The organism is Bacillus sp. E214 (genome assembly GCF_008087365.1).
Classification (GTDB): domain Bacteria; phylum Bacillota; class Bacilli; order Bacillales; family Pradoshiaceae; genus Pradoshia.
Map to the genome: position 1 here is coordinate 38,962 of NZ_VENN01000003.1, position 17,021 is coordinate 55,982.

At 35.8% G+C, this 17,021-nt stretch carries 16 protein-coding genes; 12 read left to right on the top strand and 4 right to left on the bottom strand.

The genetic code is table 11. The annotated features are described in order from the left end of the window. Window positions 1-64: 64 nt before the first annotated feature. Window positions 65-1,249, bottom strand: a complete 1,185-nt coding sequence (locus FHY47_RS12650) for a NupC/NupG family nucleoside CNT transporter (protein ID WP_066102060.1) — start codon at window positions 1,247-1,249, stop codon at window positions 65-67. 257 nt (window positions 1,250-1,506) lie between these two features. Between FHY47_RS12650 and FHY47_RS12655 the strand changes: the two genes are divergently transcribed. From FHY47_RS12655 to FHY47_RS12685, 7 genes are all read left to right on the top strand, one after another. Continuing rightward, entirely contained in the window at window positions 1,507-2,295 is a 789-nt protein-coding gene (locus FHY47_RS12655) for an HAD family hydrolase (RefSeq protein ID WP_066102422.1), read from the top strand. 178 nt (window positions 2,296-2,473) lie between these two features. Next, complete coding sequence (locus FHY47_RS12660; protein WP_066102056.1) at window positions 2,474-3,172, top strand: Crp/Fnr family transcriptional regulator; 699 nt, start codon at window positions 2,474-2,476, stop codon at window positions 3,170-3,172. A gap of 327 nt (window positions 3,173-3,499) precedes the next feature. Continuing rightward, window positions 3,500-3,682: a DUF1657 domain-containing protein gene (locus tag FHY47_RS12665; RefSeq protein WP_066102053.1), complete on the top strand. Its 183-nt coding sequence runs from the start codon at window positions 3,500-3,502 to the stop codon at window positions 3,680-3,682. A gap of 32 nt (window positions 3,683-3,714) precedes the next feature. Further along, entirely contained in the window at window positions 3,715-4,575 is an 861-nt protein-coding gene (locus FHY47_RS12670) for a DUF421 domain-containing protein (protein ID WP_066102419.1), read from the top strand. 77 nt (window positions 4,576-4,652) lie between these two features. Further along, window positions 4,653-5,468: a GNAT family N-acetyltransferase gene (locus tag FHY47_RS12675; RefSeq protein WP_148630810.1), complete on the top strand. Its 816-nt coding sequence runs from the start codon at window positions 4,653-4,655 to the stop codon at window positions 5,466-5,468. A gap of 191 nt (window positions 5,469-5,659) precedes the next feature. Next, window positions 5,660-6,361, top strand: coding sequence for a TVP38/TMEM64 family protein (locus FHY47_RS12680; protein ID WP_148630812.1), 702 nt, complete (start codon window positions 5,660-5,662; stop codon window positions 6,359-6,361). 296 nt (window positions 6,362-6,657) lie between these two features. Next, entirely contained in the window at window positions 6,658-6,870 is a 213-nt protein-coding gene (locus FHY47_RS12685; protein ID WP_066102047.1) for a DUF3006 domain-containing protein, read from the top strand. Between the two features lie 174 nt (window positions 6,871-7,044). Here the strand turns inward: FHY47_RS12685 and FHY47_RS12690 are convergent, their stop codons facing one another. Both FHY47_RS12690 and FHY47_RS12695 read right to left on the bottom strand, forming a co-directional pair. Further along, window positions 7,045-8,322 (bottom strand): MDR family MFS transporter, encoded by a 1,278-nt coding sequence (locus FHY47_RS12690; RefSeq protein WP_066102042.1) that lies wholly within the window; start codon window positions 8,320-8,322, stop codon window positions 7,045-7,047. A gap of 241 nt (window positions 8,323-8,563) precedes the next feature. After that, window positions 8,564-9,823, bottom strand: coding sequence for an esterase/lipase family protein (locus FHY47_RS12695; protein WP_139891520.1), 1,260 nt, complete (start codon window positions 9,821-9,823; stop codon window positions 8,564-8,566). A 247-nt stretch (window positions 9,824-10,070) separates the two neighbouring features. On the opposite strand from FHY47_RS12695, the gene FHY47_RS12700 reads away from it, so the two are divergent. The 5 genes from FHY47_RS12700 (at window position 10,071) to FHY47_RS12720 (ending at window position 15,110) form a co-directional block, all read left to right on the top strand. Then, window positions 10,071-10,922, top strand: coding sequence for a GRP family sugar transporter (locus tag FHY47_RS12700; protein ID WP_066102037.1), 852 nt, complete (start codon window positions 10,071-10,073; stop codon window positions 10,920-10,922). A 23-nt stretch (window positions 10,923-10,945) separates the two neighbouring features. Continuing rightward, complete coding sequence (locus FHY47_RS12705; protein ID WP_139891519.1) at window positions 10,946-11,731, top strand: glucose 1-dehydrogenase; 786 nt, start codon at window positions 10,946-10,948, stop codon at window positions 11,729-11,731. Between the two features lie 108 nt (window positions 11,732-11,839). Next, window positions 11,840-13,282 (top strand): 4-hydroxyphenylacetate 3-monooxygenase, oxygenase component, encoded by a 1,443-nt coding sequence (hpaB, locus tag FHY47_RS12710; RefSeq protein ID WP_139891518.1) that lies wholly within the window; start codon window positions 11,840-11,842, stop codon window positions 13,280-13,282. A 275-nt stretch (window positions 13,283-13,557) separates the two neighbouring features. Beyond that, window positions 13,558-13,878 (top strand): hypothetical protein, encoded by a 321-nt coding sequence (locus tag FHY47_RS12715; protein WP_066102026.1) that lies wholly within the window; start codon window positions 13,558-13,560, stop codon window positions 13,876-13,878. Between the two features lie 818 nt (window positions 13,879-14,696). Further along, complete coding sequence (locus tag FHY47_RS12720; RefSeq protein ID WP_148630814.1) at window positions 14,697-15,110, top strand: WapI family immunity protein; 414 nt, start codon at window positions 14,697-14,699, stop codon at window positions 15,108-15,110. A gap of 346 nt (window positions 15,111-15,456) precedes the next feature. On the opposite strand, the gene FHY47_RS12725 is transcribed toward FHY47_RS12720, so the two are convergent. Beyond that, the gene (locus tag FHY47_RS12725; RefSeq protein ID WP_148630816.1) at window positions 15,457-16,623 is read right to left on the bottom strand and encodes a pyridoxal phosphate-dependent aminotransferase; all 1,167 of its coding nucleotides are present in this window, start codon (window positions 16,621-16,623) and stop codon (window positions 15,457-15,459) included. Window positions 16,624-17,021 lie beyond the last annotated feature (398 nt).

The window sequence follows — 17,021 nt, forward strand, 5'->3', positions numbered from 1 at the left end:
CTAATTTTTATAAAAAAAGATAGGATTCTTGGGTTATCTCCAAGAATCCTATCCGAGGTAATTATTAAATAAATAATCCTACAATTGTAGCAGACAAGATAGATGCCATTGTAGCTACGATGAATAGTTTGAAACCAAATGCGCTTACTTCTTTTGCTTTTGCACCATTGATCGCTTGGATAGATCCGCTAATGATACCAATAGAAGAGAAGTTAGCAAATGAAATTAAGAATGTGGAAATAACAGCAACTGCTTTCTCAGACATGTCAGCCATTAAAGGTTGGAATTGTAAAATCGCAGCAAATTCGTTTGCTAACAATTTTGTACCCATTACAGATCCAGCTGTGATCATTTCGCTTGCTGGAATACCCATAATGAAAGCGATTGGAGATAAGAGATATCCTACAATTGTAGTTAAATCAACTCCAACAATTCCGCCAACAATACCATTTAAAAGTCCTAGGATTGCTAAATATGCAACTAGCATTACAGCAACAATTACGACTACTTTTCCACCGTCTAATGCTCCGGCACCAATGGCTTCAAATACATTTTTTGTTTGAACCATATCGTTAATATCGATTTCAGTATCTTCCTTCGTTGCTTTAACTGGTGTCATGATGGAAGTAATGATTAATGCACTGAACATATTAAGGAAAATAGCGATTAATACAAATTTCGCAGGCAGCATTGTCATATAGGATGCAATCAACGCTGCAGATACGCTTGCCATTGCTGATGTTGAAACAATAAATAGTCTGTTTGAATTTAGCTTACCAATTTGACTTTTAATTGCAAGAATTGCTTCTGATTGACCGAAAAATATAGAGTTAACAGCATTGAAGCTTTCTACTTGAGGTAAACCAGTGATTTTTGAAATAAGTCCGCCAATATATTTGATAATATAAGGAAGAATTTTGTAATGTGTAAGTACAGATAATAATGCAGATGTAAAAATAACAGGCATTAAGACATTTACAAAGAATGGAGAACCTCCTTCAGGAATCCATCCACCAATTACGAATTCGATACCTTCCTGGGAGTAACTTAATAATTTATTGAACGCTCCAGCCACTGCATCAACTACCTTTAAACCGACAGTTGTACCTAGTAATAAGAAAGTTAGAACTAACTGGAAGCCAATCATGATGGCAACAGCTTTAAAATTGATATTCTTTTTATCATTGGAAAATAAATAGGAAATTCCTATTAGCAATGCGATTCCGAGAATACCGAGAATAATGCTCATTAAAAAAACCTCTCAATCTTTTTATTTATTTACAATCATTTTGCTCAATGGCAATAAAAATAACCATTAGCCTTGAAGAATTATACTTATATAACAAACTGACTTACAAGGACATATGTCCCAATAATGACTTTAAAATAAATATAAAAAATTTCTAAAAAGTGAGACCGATGATGGAAAATGCTTTGAATCATGTAAAAGAGGTAGAAGTCATTTATAATAAATTTATAAATAGCATCGAGGAGAGAGGGCATTACATGATTAAATTAATAGCAACAGATATGGACGGCACATTTTTAGATGATCATAACCAATTCCCTGAGGATTTTTATGAAGTTTTTTATAAATTAAAAAAGAAAGGGATTATTTTTGGAGCAGCCAGTGGGCGTCAATATTATAATCTTGTAGAGAGATTTCATGATATAAAAGAACAAATGCTATTTATTGCTGAGAATGGAACATATGTTGTATATAAAGGGGAAGAGTTATATTCTCATACACTAAACCTTGAAGAGGCAAGAAAATTTATAAAAATAGCAAGAACCATTGAGGGAGTACATATCGTCCTTTGTGGGAAAAAAGCAGCCTATATTGAAAGGTCGGAACCAGAGGCACTTGCAGAAGTAAATAAATATTATGCCCGATGTGATTTGGTTGAAGATTTAATGCTTGTAGAAGATGAGATTTTAAAGGTAAGCCTTCTTGATTTCAAGGGGGCTGAGCAAAACAGTGCAACCTTCTTTACTTCATTTAAAAAGGATTATCAAGTGACGATCGGTGGCTATTTTTGGATGGATATTATGAATGCGGGTGCCAATAAAGGCATCGCCATAAAGCGAGTACAAGAGCTTTTAAATATACACCATAATGAAACAATGGTATTCGGTGATTATTTAAATGACCTTGAAATGATGCAAAGTGCTTATTATAGCTTTGCGATGGGAAATGCCCATGATCAAATAAAGGACATAGCCAGATTTGAAACAAAAACAAATAATCAGTCAGGCGTGATCGAAACGATTAAAGAACATATACTGATTGCATAATAATTTGATAGATTTAAAGTAGAGTGACTTTGGTAGAAAAGGTCACTCTTATTTTGGTTGGAAATGATTATATATTTACCATCTCAAATATAAAAGCTATACTTCTACTCGTAATTCGTGATGGAATAGGGAAGATTACTGACAAACGAAGGTTAAATAATTGAAGGTGAAACATCTGATGCAAAAAGCTGAAAGAGAGAAGTTCATTTTAAAGTATCTAAAAAAATATGATATGTGCGAGATTTTTTCTGGCATTGATTTAAATGATATTGATGTTGTGCAAATAAAAAAAGGACAGTTGATTTGTTCTAAAGGCGATGAAATCAATGATATGTATTTTCTCGTTGAAGGAAAAGTTAAAATATATACCATAACCCCTGATGATAAACGCTTAATATTGCGGTTCCAAAAATCATTAGGAATTATTGGCGATATTGAATATATACAAGGTACGCTTGTACTTCATACGATTGAAGCTAGTACTGATTGTCTGGTGTTAAAAATACCGTTTCATACCATTAGACATACTGTAGGTAATGACGCAAGGTTTCTGTCATTTTTACTAGACGTGGTTACACGTAGATTTCGTGCTAAAACTGATGCAGCAACATTAAATCTTTTATATCCTGTTGAAGTGAGATTAGCTAGTTTTTTATTATCAACAACTACAGATGGTGAGCGTCCGGTTTATCATGAAGAAGCTGTAGGTTCAAGTTTAAAGGATATTGCGGATATGGTTGGAACAAGCTACCGACATTTAAACCGTATAATAAAAACCCTTTGCAATGAGGATATAATCAGTAGATCGAATGGTAAATTATTTGTTAAGGATCTCAATAGGCTAAAGGAAATAGCAAAAAATAATATTTATGAATAATAAGTGAAGAGTATATTCAAATGAAATATACTCTTTTTTATTTTTGAAAAGCATACATAAACATAAACAGGGAAACCTTGAAGCTTTAGCGTTAAGTAAAGATCGTGTGTATAATACCGAACATTTTTCCAGGAAGCAATAGCAAAAAACGCCGTAATACTAACCGATTTAATGGAAGAGGAAGATTTAATAGGCCACAAATGAATACTCATATATTCGAACGGCTAATAAAGCCGGCCCTTCTGCATCAAGGACAGTATAGAAGAAATATTAGAGCACATACTAAAATAAAATGGGTAATTACCTTATGTAGTGGAGGTAGGAATGATGACTGTTAAAGCAACAGTAAGGATATGCCTGGCAAATCTTGAAGGAATTGAAGCTAGTCTATCAATTTTAGCGTTAAATACAGAACAAAAAGAGACTGCTGCGGATTTGCATCAGGCAATGTTGCTTGTTGGAGAGATTGTTACAGATATTAAAAAAAGAGTCGAAATATTAACAAGCTAAACTCTTTATCATTCGGAGGATGTGTATTGGAAATGCCAGAATGGTTAGATGTCATAGTAAGATCCGTTCTTTTTTTACTAATTTTATTCTTCATCACCAAAATACTCGGGAAAAAGCAAATAGCCCAGTTATCCATGTTTGAATATGTCACAGGAATAACAATAGGAAATATTGGAGCTGAAGTTGTGACAGGCCTGGATCAAAAAATCCATCTGGGAATCATTGCGATTGTTGCAACAGCAGCTGTTCCTTATGTATCAGGCCGGATCACTCTAAAAAGCAAGAAGTTGCGTGACTTTGTTGATGGCAATGGTACTGTTTTAATGCAGGATGGTAAGGTTTTGGAAGGTAATTTAAAGAAAGAGAAAGTTACTACTGATGAATTACTAGAGATGTGTCGTAAGAATGGTGTTTTTGATATTTCAGAAGTAGATTATGCTGTATTAGAGGCAAACGGAGTATTGAATGTCCTATTGAAAAAAGAAAATAGACCATTAACAGCAAAAGACTTGAATATGAAGGTTCCAAAAGAAAGAGAGCCACAAACGGTTATAATGGATGGAGTAATCTTATCTGAACCACTTATACGGATTGGCAAAAATCAGTCATGGCTGAACAATGAATTAGCTAAAATGAATGTGACATTGGATAATGTATTCATCGGACAAGTAAATACATATGGTGAACTAACAGTCGATTTGTTCGACGATAAGATTCGTGTTCCATCTCCTCAGGAAAGACCCCTATTATATGCCACGATGAAAAAATGCCAGGCAGATTTAGAATTATTAGCACTATCATCAGATGACAATGAAGCAAAACAGATGTATCTAAAAAATAGTAAAAAAATGCAGGAAGCAATTAAAAAGGTCGCCTATATATTAAAGCATTAAGGACAAGGGACATCCAAAACGGAAGTCCCTTGTTTTATTTTTGATATATTTTACAATAAATGTAAAGGGGGAGGGTAATGATGCAAGTAGTAACTAACGAATTAGCAAAGTGGATTGAAGAAGTTGAAACTGACGCATTCTATTCGAGATTATCAAGAATAGAAAAAATTCCGGATAATCCTATGGGTATAGAAATACGGAAGTTCGGTAATGCGATAGCTTTTGTGGCTCAAAATATCCCAGGTCCAGCATTTAACAAAATAAAAGGAATAATGGATAAAGATATTCCTTTATTGAATGAATTGATCCAATTATACAACGATAAAGGGGTTCCAGCGAGATTTGAAATTACCCCTGCACATGCAACATCCATTCTCTATTCGGCCCTTGCAAACCTTGGCTATTTACACACCGATTTTTTAACCAATCTGTATGCTGATCCACAAAAGTTATTAATAGATGGAGATGAAAATTCATCAGTTTCAATACGCGAGTTTAAATCAAACGAATTTGATTTATTTGCAGAGCTGTATATAGACGCTTTCGATATGCCGTTATTTTTAAAAGAAAATATCGCCCGCAATAATGAAATACTGTATGGTATGCCTGGATGGAAATTTTATTTAGCTAATTATAATGATAAACCTGCGGGCATAGGTGTACTATTTATGGGAGAGAGGGGGGCATACTTAGCTGCAGCAGGAACCATACCGCAGTATAGAAATAAAGGAGTTCAGGGAGCTTTAATACAACGACGGATTATAGAGGCAAAACGAAATAATTGTAAGGTAATAGTTGGTCAGGCGAGCTTCGGCGGTATCAGTCAAAATAATATGGAAAGAGCAGGGTTGAAAATAGCCTATACAAAGTCAGTATGGACTCATCAATCATAAGCTATATTGGAGGCACAAATTTGAGCCTTCTTTTTTTATTACCCGGGAAATGTTATTATAATATTTTTTGAAGAATATGGATTGAATGTATGAATAAATAGTCTATAAGTTTAAATTTTAGGGTATAGGGTAATATGCTGTCTTTCCAGTGCAAACTGGAAAGAAAAAGGCAAAAGAGAAGATGGTGAGAGATGAAGAAAAACATTTATAATCATTTAAATGGCAGAAAAATCTTTATTACTCTTTTACTCCTATTTGCTATTTTCTTTTTTGTTCAAATACAGGAAAGTACCCTTTATAAGGCCATTATAAATGGTAATCACGAATATATAAAAACAGCTGTATTGGACTCCATTCTATATGTCTACGTTTTCATGCTGTTTATCATGATTATCCAGAACTCATTTACAATTATTCCCCTGATTCTCGTGATTACTATCAACATTACTGTATTTGGATTTTTTAAAGGCTTTATTTGGAGCTGGCTTACAAGTGTTCTGGCGGCAATGATCATTTTTATCTTCATTAGGTATCTATTCACTGATCGTTTTTCGTCGAAAATTTCTCCTGAACAATTACAAAAAATTGAAGATAAAGGTGTTTCTTATATATTGGTTGCTAGAGTTACTCCTTTTATACCAACCAGCATCATTAATATAATTGCAGGATTAAGTTCAATTACATTGCAAAAGTTTATATTAGGTACGGCCGTTGGAAACTTTATTTATTTTTTTATCTTGGCCCTTATTCCAGCAGGTTTATATTCTAGTGGAATCAATGAATACGTGATAGTGGCAATAATCATTTTACTCATGTCTGCATCCTACTTGTTCTCCAAGATAAGAAATAAAAGGAAAAATGATTATACTAAATTAATGCGTAATAAATGTTAAAAAGAGGGAAGATGATATACTATCCCTCTTTCTTATTACCTTTTTTTCGTTAATCATTATTAGTGTAAAAGGATTTGTTATTTAATCATAATTAATTGTTTTATGCAATGGCTCTAACTGATATTGTCTATTTTTCGTTGAACTAATTGAGGGGATATTTGGGTGGATACGGAAAAGTCGCAACAAATCCAGCCAATTACTACTCGCCGAGGGAAAAGAGAGAATCCTTTTTTAAAGACAAATGAGGACATATAACATGCAAATATCTTTTACAAAGCAATAAGGAGGAACAAACGATGATATTAATTGTTAATCGAATAGAAGGTAATTTGGCAGTCTGTGAGAAAACTGATAAAAGTATGGTGGATGTTGAGTTGAGCAAATTGCCTGTTGATGTAAGGGAAGGAGATATCCTTATTGAAAAGGATGGTAACTATAAGCTTGATTTAACGCAGACTGAAAGAAGGAAAAAACGTGTACAAGATCTTTTGGAAGACTTATTTGAATAAATACCTATTTCACTATCTTACGCCGAAAAAAGCTCAAAGCATTTTGCTTTGAGCTTTATTTTCGTGTACAACTACATATTTACTCTGCTAAAGAGGATTCCCTAAACTCAATATAAAACAGATGAGGAATGGGGTTAATTCTCCATTTACCTTAAAACCAGATTACTTCATCGATTAATCGGTTATGCTCATTGGAGTCTTAATCTCTGCCTCAGTTTCAGGATGTATCCTTCTGTCGAGAGCAGGAACGATCTTGATAAAAATAACAATACCAGCTACACCGATACCAGTAATAAAAATGGATGTAGCTAAATTGGATAGATACGCACTTAATGTAATCGTTAGAGAACAAATTAAATTGGCCACATTATAGGTTAATCCGTTTACAGCTAAATAAGAGCTCCTCGCATGTTCAGGGGGCAAATTAGCCATATAATTTTGCTGGACGGGCACACGCAATACTTCAGCAACAGTTGCGATGAACATTGCTCCGAATAAGAACCAGATATTATTAGAGTAAGAAATCACAGCATAGCCGGCTACAAAGACAATGCAGCTGGTGATTAATACATTTCGGTCGTTCAAATTAGAAACAAGCTTTGTCGCAAACAGGGCTAAAATTACAACCAAAATCGTATTTTCTGTACGTAAGAACCCGACCATCTCAATCCCGCCAAATTCGATTCCTAATAGATTCTGAATGGATAGATCCTCTGACAGTCTAATACTCATATAGCTTGTTAATTGGAATTCCATTGATAGAACAAAGATTCCTGCTAATACGTATAAGACAAAGAGTTTATCTTTAAAAACAGAATGATAATTTGAAAATAATTGTTTGACATGTTGGGGTGGTGTTTTTTTCTCTGTTTTATTTGGTATGTAGCTTTCTTCAATAAAAAATGTAATTAAGGTCCATGCAATCAATGAAGTAATTGAAAGAGCGAGGAGTAATTCAAAGAAGTATTCTCTAAACATAAATCCGCCAATGGCACCGCCAAAAGCGATGGATAGATTATTTGCCCAATACATAATGGTATACATCGATTTTCGTTCCTCAGGACGGCTGACATCAATCAGCATTGCCTGATTTGCAGGCCCTGCTAAGCCCCAGCATATACTGTTAACAGTCATCATAAAGAATGTAATCAGCGGTTCTGTAAACCATGGTGAATTGCAAATCATCATGGTAACGAATGCTAAAAATCGAAGCGATTCAGCAAATACGATTAATTTTTTTCTGCCGAAGCTATCTGAAAAATATCCTCCAAAGAAATTAATCGCTATGCCGACAAACACATTAATCAGCAATAAAAGTCCCGCCATTTTTACCCCGAAATGTGAAGATAAATAAATCGCCATGAATGGAAATATCATACCTCCAATGGCGGAACTTAAAAAAGACTCTATAATACGTATTTTAATTGTACGGTGAAACTGTTTAAAACCCATGGTTGACCCTCCCCTTTTCCCATTATGTAATTTTATAACATTCTGATAATATTTCAATATAAATTAAGAAAACATGAAATATTGTTTCTATTTCTTATTCTATTTTTAAAAATGGAAGATTACATCCGTAATTTTACGGATAGAATCTACAACTTTCGATGGAGCATAAAAAAGCCAAATTCACAAATAAGTGAACTTGGCATAAGCATTTTTTTACTTCCTTTTTTCAAGCAAAGTGCAGTTATTCATCCAATGAGTGTACATTTTCAGCTATATCTTTATAAAGCGGATAAACGTTAAAGGCTGGCGTTTTGCTGCTAAGGCTGAGAATACCGATAAAATCAATATGATCCCAATTGCTCATGATAGGGTAGTAGTTCCATTTCCCTTTTTCTGCTACCCCATTATAGGCTTTTGCTGGTTGTCCAAATGGCGAAAAAGACGAAACCGTACTGACTAATCCATCGTTTGGCCACCAGCTTTTATCTATAATGGGTCCATCTTGTGGATTAGTTCTACTAAATTTCCCTAAGAAACTGGTAGGTTGATGGAGAAACAGATGTGTGTAAGCAGATGGTATATGCTGACCTGTCAAAATACTCTTTTTGGAGGTTTGACCGGTGTAGGAGAAATAATAAACATCTGATTTTGTCTCTACCTTTTGATTAAGTACAGCAGCCCCTGGTGTACTTAAATCATATGCACTTATATCAGTACTCTCCCAAATCTTACTGTTAATGACTTTGGAGAGATACGATTTAAAAGACTCCCCGGGTTCTCTGCGAATTCCCCAATGGTCCAATTTAAAATCATATACTAAGTTTTCTTGGCTGATCCCTGTAACACTGGCGACATTAATGATTAGATCTTTAACAAAAGATATTATTCTATTTTCATCATCTGCATATGTTGTACCGTTATGTGGGGTAGCAATGCTGCTCACACTGTGCACCCACGATTTATTGCCTTCAAAAAGAGAGGACATACTTTCATTCGGGTGGACCTGATGATAGTCACGTTCTTCTGCACTGCCGTCTTCTAGAAGATCAACTAAACTGCGTGTTGTTAATCCTCCCATGCTGTGGCCTACAAGGTGAACCGGATGATCAGCATCCCACTCAGGGTAGACCCCTTCATAGGTGCGCCCATAACGTGAATGTCCATGCTGTTTGGCATGGGACGCTCCGTAATCTACCGTGCCGCCTTTAATATAATAATAGAGTTCTACTGAACGATCATAGTTGCTGGCTACTGGACTGACACTTGCTACAAATGTTTGATGGCCCATGCTTTCTAAGTACTCCGGAACATCCTTTAGTCCGCCCCAATAATTGTAACCTAAAAATTCGCCTTCTCCCCATCCACCTAAACCATGGACAAACACGATAGGATAATCATTGCCTTGGTTTTCAGCGGCACTCGCCTTTGTCTGTGGCAAAAAAGCAAAAAAGCTAATGATTAATCCTGTGACCAAAATAAGATTTGTTACTTTCGATTTCAAACCAATTCCTCCTTAAAATAAAAAGTAGTCCATGACAAAGCGACGGGGTTCGAGTTCTTGTGAAGGAGTATTTTGATAATTCTGTCAATTATTACTATATGTTAGCGCTTACATAATAAGCAAGTGGAAAATTATGAATTAAATATAAATAGGAAATTCAGCCTAACGTTTCCGGATAGGTAAATAAGGGTATTTTACAGCCATATAAAAGTAAAAAGATTCTATAAGGGTAGAAAGTGGGATATGTATGTCGGGAATATTACTAGCATTATTAGCTGCTGTATGCTGGGGCAGCTTGGTATTAATTAGCGTAAAACTTGGTGGAAATGCTTATAGCCAAACATTGGGAATCACATTGGGTGCATTTCTCTTTGCTGTAATTATGTTGTTTTTTTCTGAACCTGTATTTAATCCTACAGTTTGGATTGTAGGGTTGATTTCAGGAGGACTGTGGGCAATTGGGCAAACAGGGCAGTTTATTAGCGTCAAGTATATAGGTGTATCGAAAACAGTACCCATTTCAACGGGCATGCAATTAATCGGAACTTCTTTATTTGGTTTGATTGTTTTTAATGAATGGAGCACGAAGGCTCAAATTATTATGGGGATACTGGCTCTTTGCTGTTTGATTGCAGGCGTGATTCTTAATTCAGTCGGAAATGATAGCGATGAAGAAGGAAGTCAGTTAAAAAAAGGCTTAATCACTCTGACATTATCATCATTAGGGTATATAGGCTATGTTGTTATTATCAGATGGTATGAAATTGATGGCTGGTCAGCTATTCTTCCGCAGGCTACCGGAATGCTAATTGTTGGTCTTGTAATAGGCTTTTGGAAGCATGCGTTTGATAAATATACAGTGAGAAATATGCTTTCGGGGCTTGTTTGGGCAACGGGTAATATTGCACTTCTTCTGTCAGTTCCAAAAATCGGAGTAGCCACAAGTTACTCTCTTTCTCAAACTGGTATTGTGATTTCCACGCTTGGGGGGATTTTCTTATTAGGTGAGAAAAAGGATAAGAAAAGGTTGATAATGGTCATCGCAGGCTGTCTCCTTGTTATTGCCGGAGGCGTTATATTGGGATATACCAAAAAATAAATAGTGGAGAGGAGAAACGTACTATGTATAAAGATTTAGAAGGTAAAGTTGTTGTTATAACTGGAGCAAGTAAAGGGCTTGGAAAGGCCATGGCCCTTCGTTTTGGGGAAGAGAAAGCAAAAGTAGTTATTAATTATCGTTCAACTGAAAAAGATCTAGATGAGATTGTTCGAATCATTAAAGCCTGTGGTGGGGACGCCATCACTGTTCAGGCGGATATTTCGAAAGAAGAGGACGTTAAAAGGTTAATAAATGAGGCAGTTGAGACATTTGGTACACTTGATGTCATGGTTAATAATGCTGGAGTTGAAAATGAAATGCCTTCACACGAATTAAGCCTTGAAGATTGGAATAAGGTTATTTCCACGAATTTAACAGGATGTTTTTTAGGAAGCAGAGAAGCCATTAAGTATATGGTTGAACATAAGATAAAAGGTTCCGTCATTAATATGTCATCTGTACATGAGCAAATTCCATGGCCCCATTTTGTCCACTATGCGGCAAGTAAAGGTGGGGTTAAACTAATGAGTGAAACGCTTGCCTTGGAGTATGCTCCGAAAGGAATTCGCGTAAATAATATATGTCCGGGCGCAATCAATACACCTATCAATGAAGAAAAATTCAATGATCCTGAAGCGAAGAAACAGGTCCTTGATCTTATTCCGATGGGGTATATCGGTAAGCCTGAAGAGGTTGCAGCATGTGCAGTTTGGCTCGCTTCTAAGGAATCAAGCTATGTGACAGGATTAAGCTTATTTGTGGATGGTGGAATGACACAATATCCGGGTTTCCAGGCAGGCAGAGGATAAACATTCCTAAAAAGTCCAAGCCCTTTGGATAATTATTAGACATTCGTACATACATTATGATGGTATGTACATAGTCTACTGTATCTGAATATATAAGGGTGGAGTTTTATGCCGACAAGATCTGGATCGGAATACATCGAAAAAATAGATAATCTTCATTCATCGATATGGATAGATGGACAAAAAGTGAATGGTAAAATTTCTGAACATCAAGCTTTTAAAGGAGTCATAAAGAGTCAGGCGGCATTATATGATTTGCAATTAAAGGAATCCAACCGAAATATCATGACATTTCGTTCACCTGTTACTGGCAATCTGGTTGGGACCTCTTTTTTGGAACCAAAAACAAAAGAGGATTTAGAAAAAAGAAGACTAATGACACAAGTATGGGCTAAATCGAGCGGGGGGTTTTTGGGCAGATCACCCGATTACATGAATACTGTGATGATGTCCTTTGCTTCTGCCGCGGCTATTTTTTCTGAGCAGGATGAACGTTTCACTAAAAACATGCTGACGATATTTGAGAATGCCCGCGAGCAAGATTTATCTTTCACCCATACTTTTATCAATCCACAGGTAAATCGCTCATCCTATTATGTTGAAAATTTTACCCAGACAATATCTGCGCAGACGACAGAAATAAAGGATGATGGGATTGTTATTAATGGAGCTAGGCTTTTAGCCACACAGGGAGGAATTACGGATGAATTACTGGTATTTCCTTCTAATGGTGCTAGCCATAATAAAGATTTTGCGTATGGATTTTCCATTCCAAGCAACACGCCGGGACTGAAATTTATATGCAGAGAACCATTTAGCTACCGTGATTCGGCATTTGATCATCCGCTTGGTTCCCGTTTTGATGAGGTGGATTCCATTGTCGTGTTTGATCAGGTATTGGTTCCCTGGGATAGAGTGCTCTTTTATGAGAATCCTCTTATAGCTCAGAAAATTTATCAGGAAAGCAGCTTCCATTTACTGGCTGCGCATCAGGTTACAAGCAGGAGAATCGTCAAGCTGAAGATGATTTTGGGGCTTGCTCAAAAGCTAATTGATTCCATTCAGGTGGGTGAGTATCAGCATATACATGATAAAATCAGTGAAATATATGTTGGTTTGGAATCATTAAAGGCGTTGCTGCTTGCATCTGAAGTAAATGCCAAGGCGGATAAGTGGGGAACGATGGTACCGGATGTAAATCCGTTACAGGCATCCATTTTATTGTTTGCTCGTTTGTATCCAAGATGTACAGAAATACTTCAATTAATCGGAGCGAGTGGGCTTATGGCCATTCCAACAGAAGCTGATTTTTCATCAGAAATCGGTGCGGATCTTGATTTGTATTTGCAGGGAGCCATCGTTGGAGCAGAAGAAAAAGTGAAGATTTTTCGGTTGGCATGGGATATATCCATGAGTGCTTTCGGATCGCGGCAATCCCTGTATGAACGATTCTTTTTTGGCGACGCAGTCAGATTGGCTTCAGGGCTCTATATGAGTTACCCAAAAGAAAAATATGTTAAATTAATTGATCAATTTTTAACTGAATACTAAGAGGGAGGACAGTTATCGGATAATGATAGCTGTCTTTATTTTTTGTGTTTTTGCACATCAACAAGTCTACATTAATCCATACATGGAATAAAATTGATGATTTTGTGGAAAATAGCTGATTTTTGTAACATTTAGTAATTAGTGGGATGACTTGCAAATCGATTAGAAACTAAATTGATTATTATCTTAATATAATAGTAGGTATTGTAAATTATCTGTTTTTAATTAATAATTAGAGTATAATTTGTAACGACTTTTTATCGGAAGGGAACCAAATGAAAGTGAGCATTAAAGAGGAATATGAGAAGCTAGATGTTTCCATGGGACAGATAAAGTATGCAAAGAGAATACAAAAATTGTTATGCGAAAGATTGGATATGGAATTGCCAAGCGAGTATGAGCTATCTGAAATTGTGGTGGAACAGGCTTTGTTTACTTATATAGATATATTAGAAAAATATTATCGCTTGGATGGAAAACCGTGGGAAGAGTTTTATGCAATATATCATGGAGTAACTAATGTTCCTAGACAATTAGAGGACTTTAAAGAACAGAAAAAAGGGACTTTGCAACTTTTAAGAAAAAGGGAGAGCTAATCCTCAGCTGAAGTAAAACTTTGAGGAAAAAGAAGCACTTAGCTAATGCTAACTCTCTTTGTGAAAGATTAAACTGAAACTATCGGGAGTACCCGCTCCAATATCAGAGCTGTGATGTAGTGACCCCAATAAGTTAGAAATCTGACTTTTGGGGTGTAATACTGATCAGCTCTTTTTTTGCTATGCAGCTAGGGGCAGTATATTTCAATGGAGTATGGATATTTATGTTAAAGTGAACATGTAGGGAGGAGAGATAGTTGGTTTATTTCGCAAAGACTCAAAGAGTAGCATTATGGTATATAATGCTATTAATGATATTGACAATTTCAATAAATGACTTTTTCGATTGGTTATTATACTTCCAAATGATATTTTCTTTAGTTATTCTTGTTTTATTATGTATCAGATATAAATTTGTGATAAATAATGACTATTTGACGTATCAAATATTGTTTTTTAAATGGCCTTTATATAAAACAAGTATATTTCCCCATCAAATAAAACAGATTAAATTTAAACGAGTCAATTGGTATACCAAAGGTGCTTTTATGCAAGTTAAAAAAGGACTTACCATCCGAATTGTAAATTTCAATCCCAACGACGTTTTCAAAGAATTAGTTGATTTTGCTAACAAACATGGTATTCCATATTCTAAAACGAAAGATTATATAATTATAGAAAAATAGTCTTATTCCCTAACGAGGGTATTACTTTCATATCAAGGGCTGGTTGATCAGCTCTTTTTTGCTATTCGGTTAAAGGAACAGATTAGTACAAGATGACCAAAGCTAATAAGTTATAAAATATGAGGTGGTAAAATGAAATTCCATCTATTGGGAGAAAAAGCTAAAGTAGAAATAGATATCATAGCTCGTGAATATCCGAATAGCTTTGATTATTGGGATGGAAACAAAGTTGAAATCCCTGGATATTATGTTGATTTTATTGCTAGTTTAAGAACTGATGACATTAGGGATTTTTTAAATGATTTGAAGTTAATGAATAAGGATTTATCGGGTAAAGCTATATTGAAAAATTTAGATAGCTTTATTTATTTTGAATGTGAAATGGATAAGTTGGGGCATATAGAATGGTCTGGAGAGACTTGTTATCCGACAGGAAGTGGTGCTGTATTATCCTTTGAATTTGTATCAAATCAATCATATTTAGATGATTTGATTAAAGAATTAGAGAATATAATCTCTCTATATCCAGTTATAAGTAAACCGTAGCTATTGTATTAACAGGTCAATAGCAGAAAATCAAGGCTGTCATGTTGACGGTCTTTTTTTATGCTCCCCATTAGGTAAGACAGTTTGAAAAATCTGGCTTACCTAATGGGGAGTTTTTCTGTGCTCAAAAAAAAGAACGCTGTATTGATCACATGGGGCGATTCATTTTGGGGCACAGTAAAATAGAATAGTATTATTAAAAAAACGAATTTTAAAAGAGGCGTTAATAGCATCTGTAACAACGTTATCAATAGAGATTGAGCGGCAGAACCCCTTAGAATTCAGGGTTCTGCTTTTATTATATTCATTGTTTACTAGACAGGGAGCAGTTCAATACCGCAGTTGTTTAAGTGAATATTCCTAGCTTTCCAATACGTTCAATAGCTTCTATTAGCCGGTCTTCGTCTACTAATAAGCCGACACGAATGTAGCCTTCTCCGTATTCACCAAAGCCTTTTCCTGCTGCAACGGCTACATCTGCTTTTTCAAGCAAATAATCAGCAAAGCTCTCGCTCTTGAAACCGGCAGGGACAGGAAGCCAAGCAAAGAATGAACCAGTTGGGGCTTCGACTTTCCAGCCGATTTTATTGCAAGCGCCAATGAGGGAATTTCGTCGTCGTTCATAGCGTTCGATAAGCTCTTCTACGCAGGATTGCTCCCCTGTCAAGGCTGCGATTGCCGCTTTTTGTACAGCAGGGAAGAGGCTGACGTAAAGATGATCTTGAATGAGATTGAGTGCTTCGATGATAGCTGGGTTTCCGATAGCAAAGCCAACACGCCAGCCTGCCATATTGTAAGTTTTCGAGAGTGTGTACATTTCAATGCCGACTTCTTTTGCACCCTCCGTTTCAAGAAAACTGATAGGTTTTTGTCCATCAAAGCCAATAGCTCCATAGGCAAAATCATGAAGTACGGTAATGTTATTTTCTTTTGCAAATGATACTGTTTTTTCAAAAAAAGCATGATCTGCGGTAGCTCCGGTAGGATTATTTGGGTAGTTTAAATACATTAGCTTTGCATGGGTTCTTTGTTCTAAAGGGATGCTTTCATAATCCGGCAAAAATTGATTATCTTTTGTTAGTGGAAAAGTTTCATAGTTTACGTTTGCTAATACAGCTCCAGATAAATAGTCGGGATAGCCTGGGTCTGGCAAGAGCATTAGCTCTCCATCGTTGAGCAAGCACATTGGTAGCTCAACTAGTCCGGCCTTCGTTCCAAAAAGGATGGCAACTTCAGTTTTAGGGTCAACCTCGACGCCATATTGCTTGTGATAAAATTGTGCTGCCGTTTCTTTCAACTCTTCCAAACCCCGAAATGGAGAATATTTATGAGTTTGTGCATCTTCAGCCGCCACTTGCAGGGCTTTGACGATATGCGCAGGAGTAGGTTGATCAGGATTTCCTTGTCCGAGATTAATAATGTCTCTGCCTTCAGCTATAGCGCTGTTAACTTTTAGGACAAGTGTTGCAAAAAATTGGACTGGCAGTTTTTTTAAGCGTTCTGAATATGTCATATAATTCACCTTTACGAAGAGAATATAGTTTTGAATATTTAAATAATAGATAAAATTCTATAACCTTTATTTAGAAATGTCTATAGTGAGCTGAAAGAATTTGAATATAGCGGTAGTAAATGGTTATTAGATTTGCTGAGTCATAGATTATAGGGGAACGTTTGATGAAGTGGGTGTGGTAGCTTTTTCAGAAATGATTGTTTTTCGGAAAATGTGAAATGTGGAGACTATACATTAAATGAGCTTGTTTGGCAGATGAAAATAGTGAGCGATGAAAGTGTTATTCAGTCGGCTTGCGAAAATGTAGAGTTTTACATTATCGTCAGTTCAGCCCTACGAAGAAGAATGGGGAGTTTTTTAATCCGATGTATGTGGATTGGAATATTTTATTGAAATTG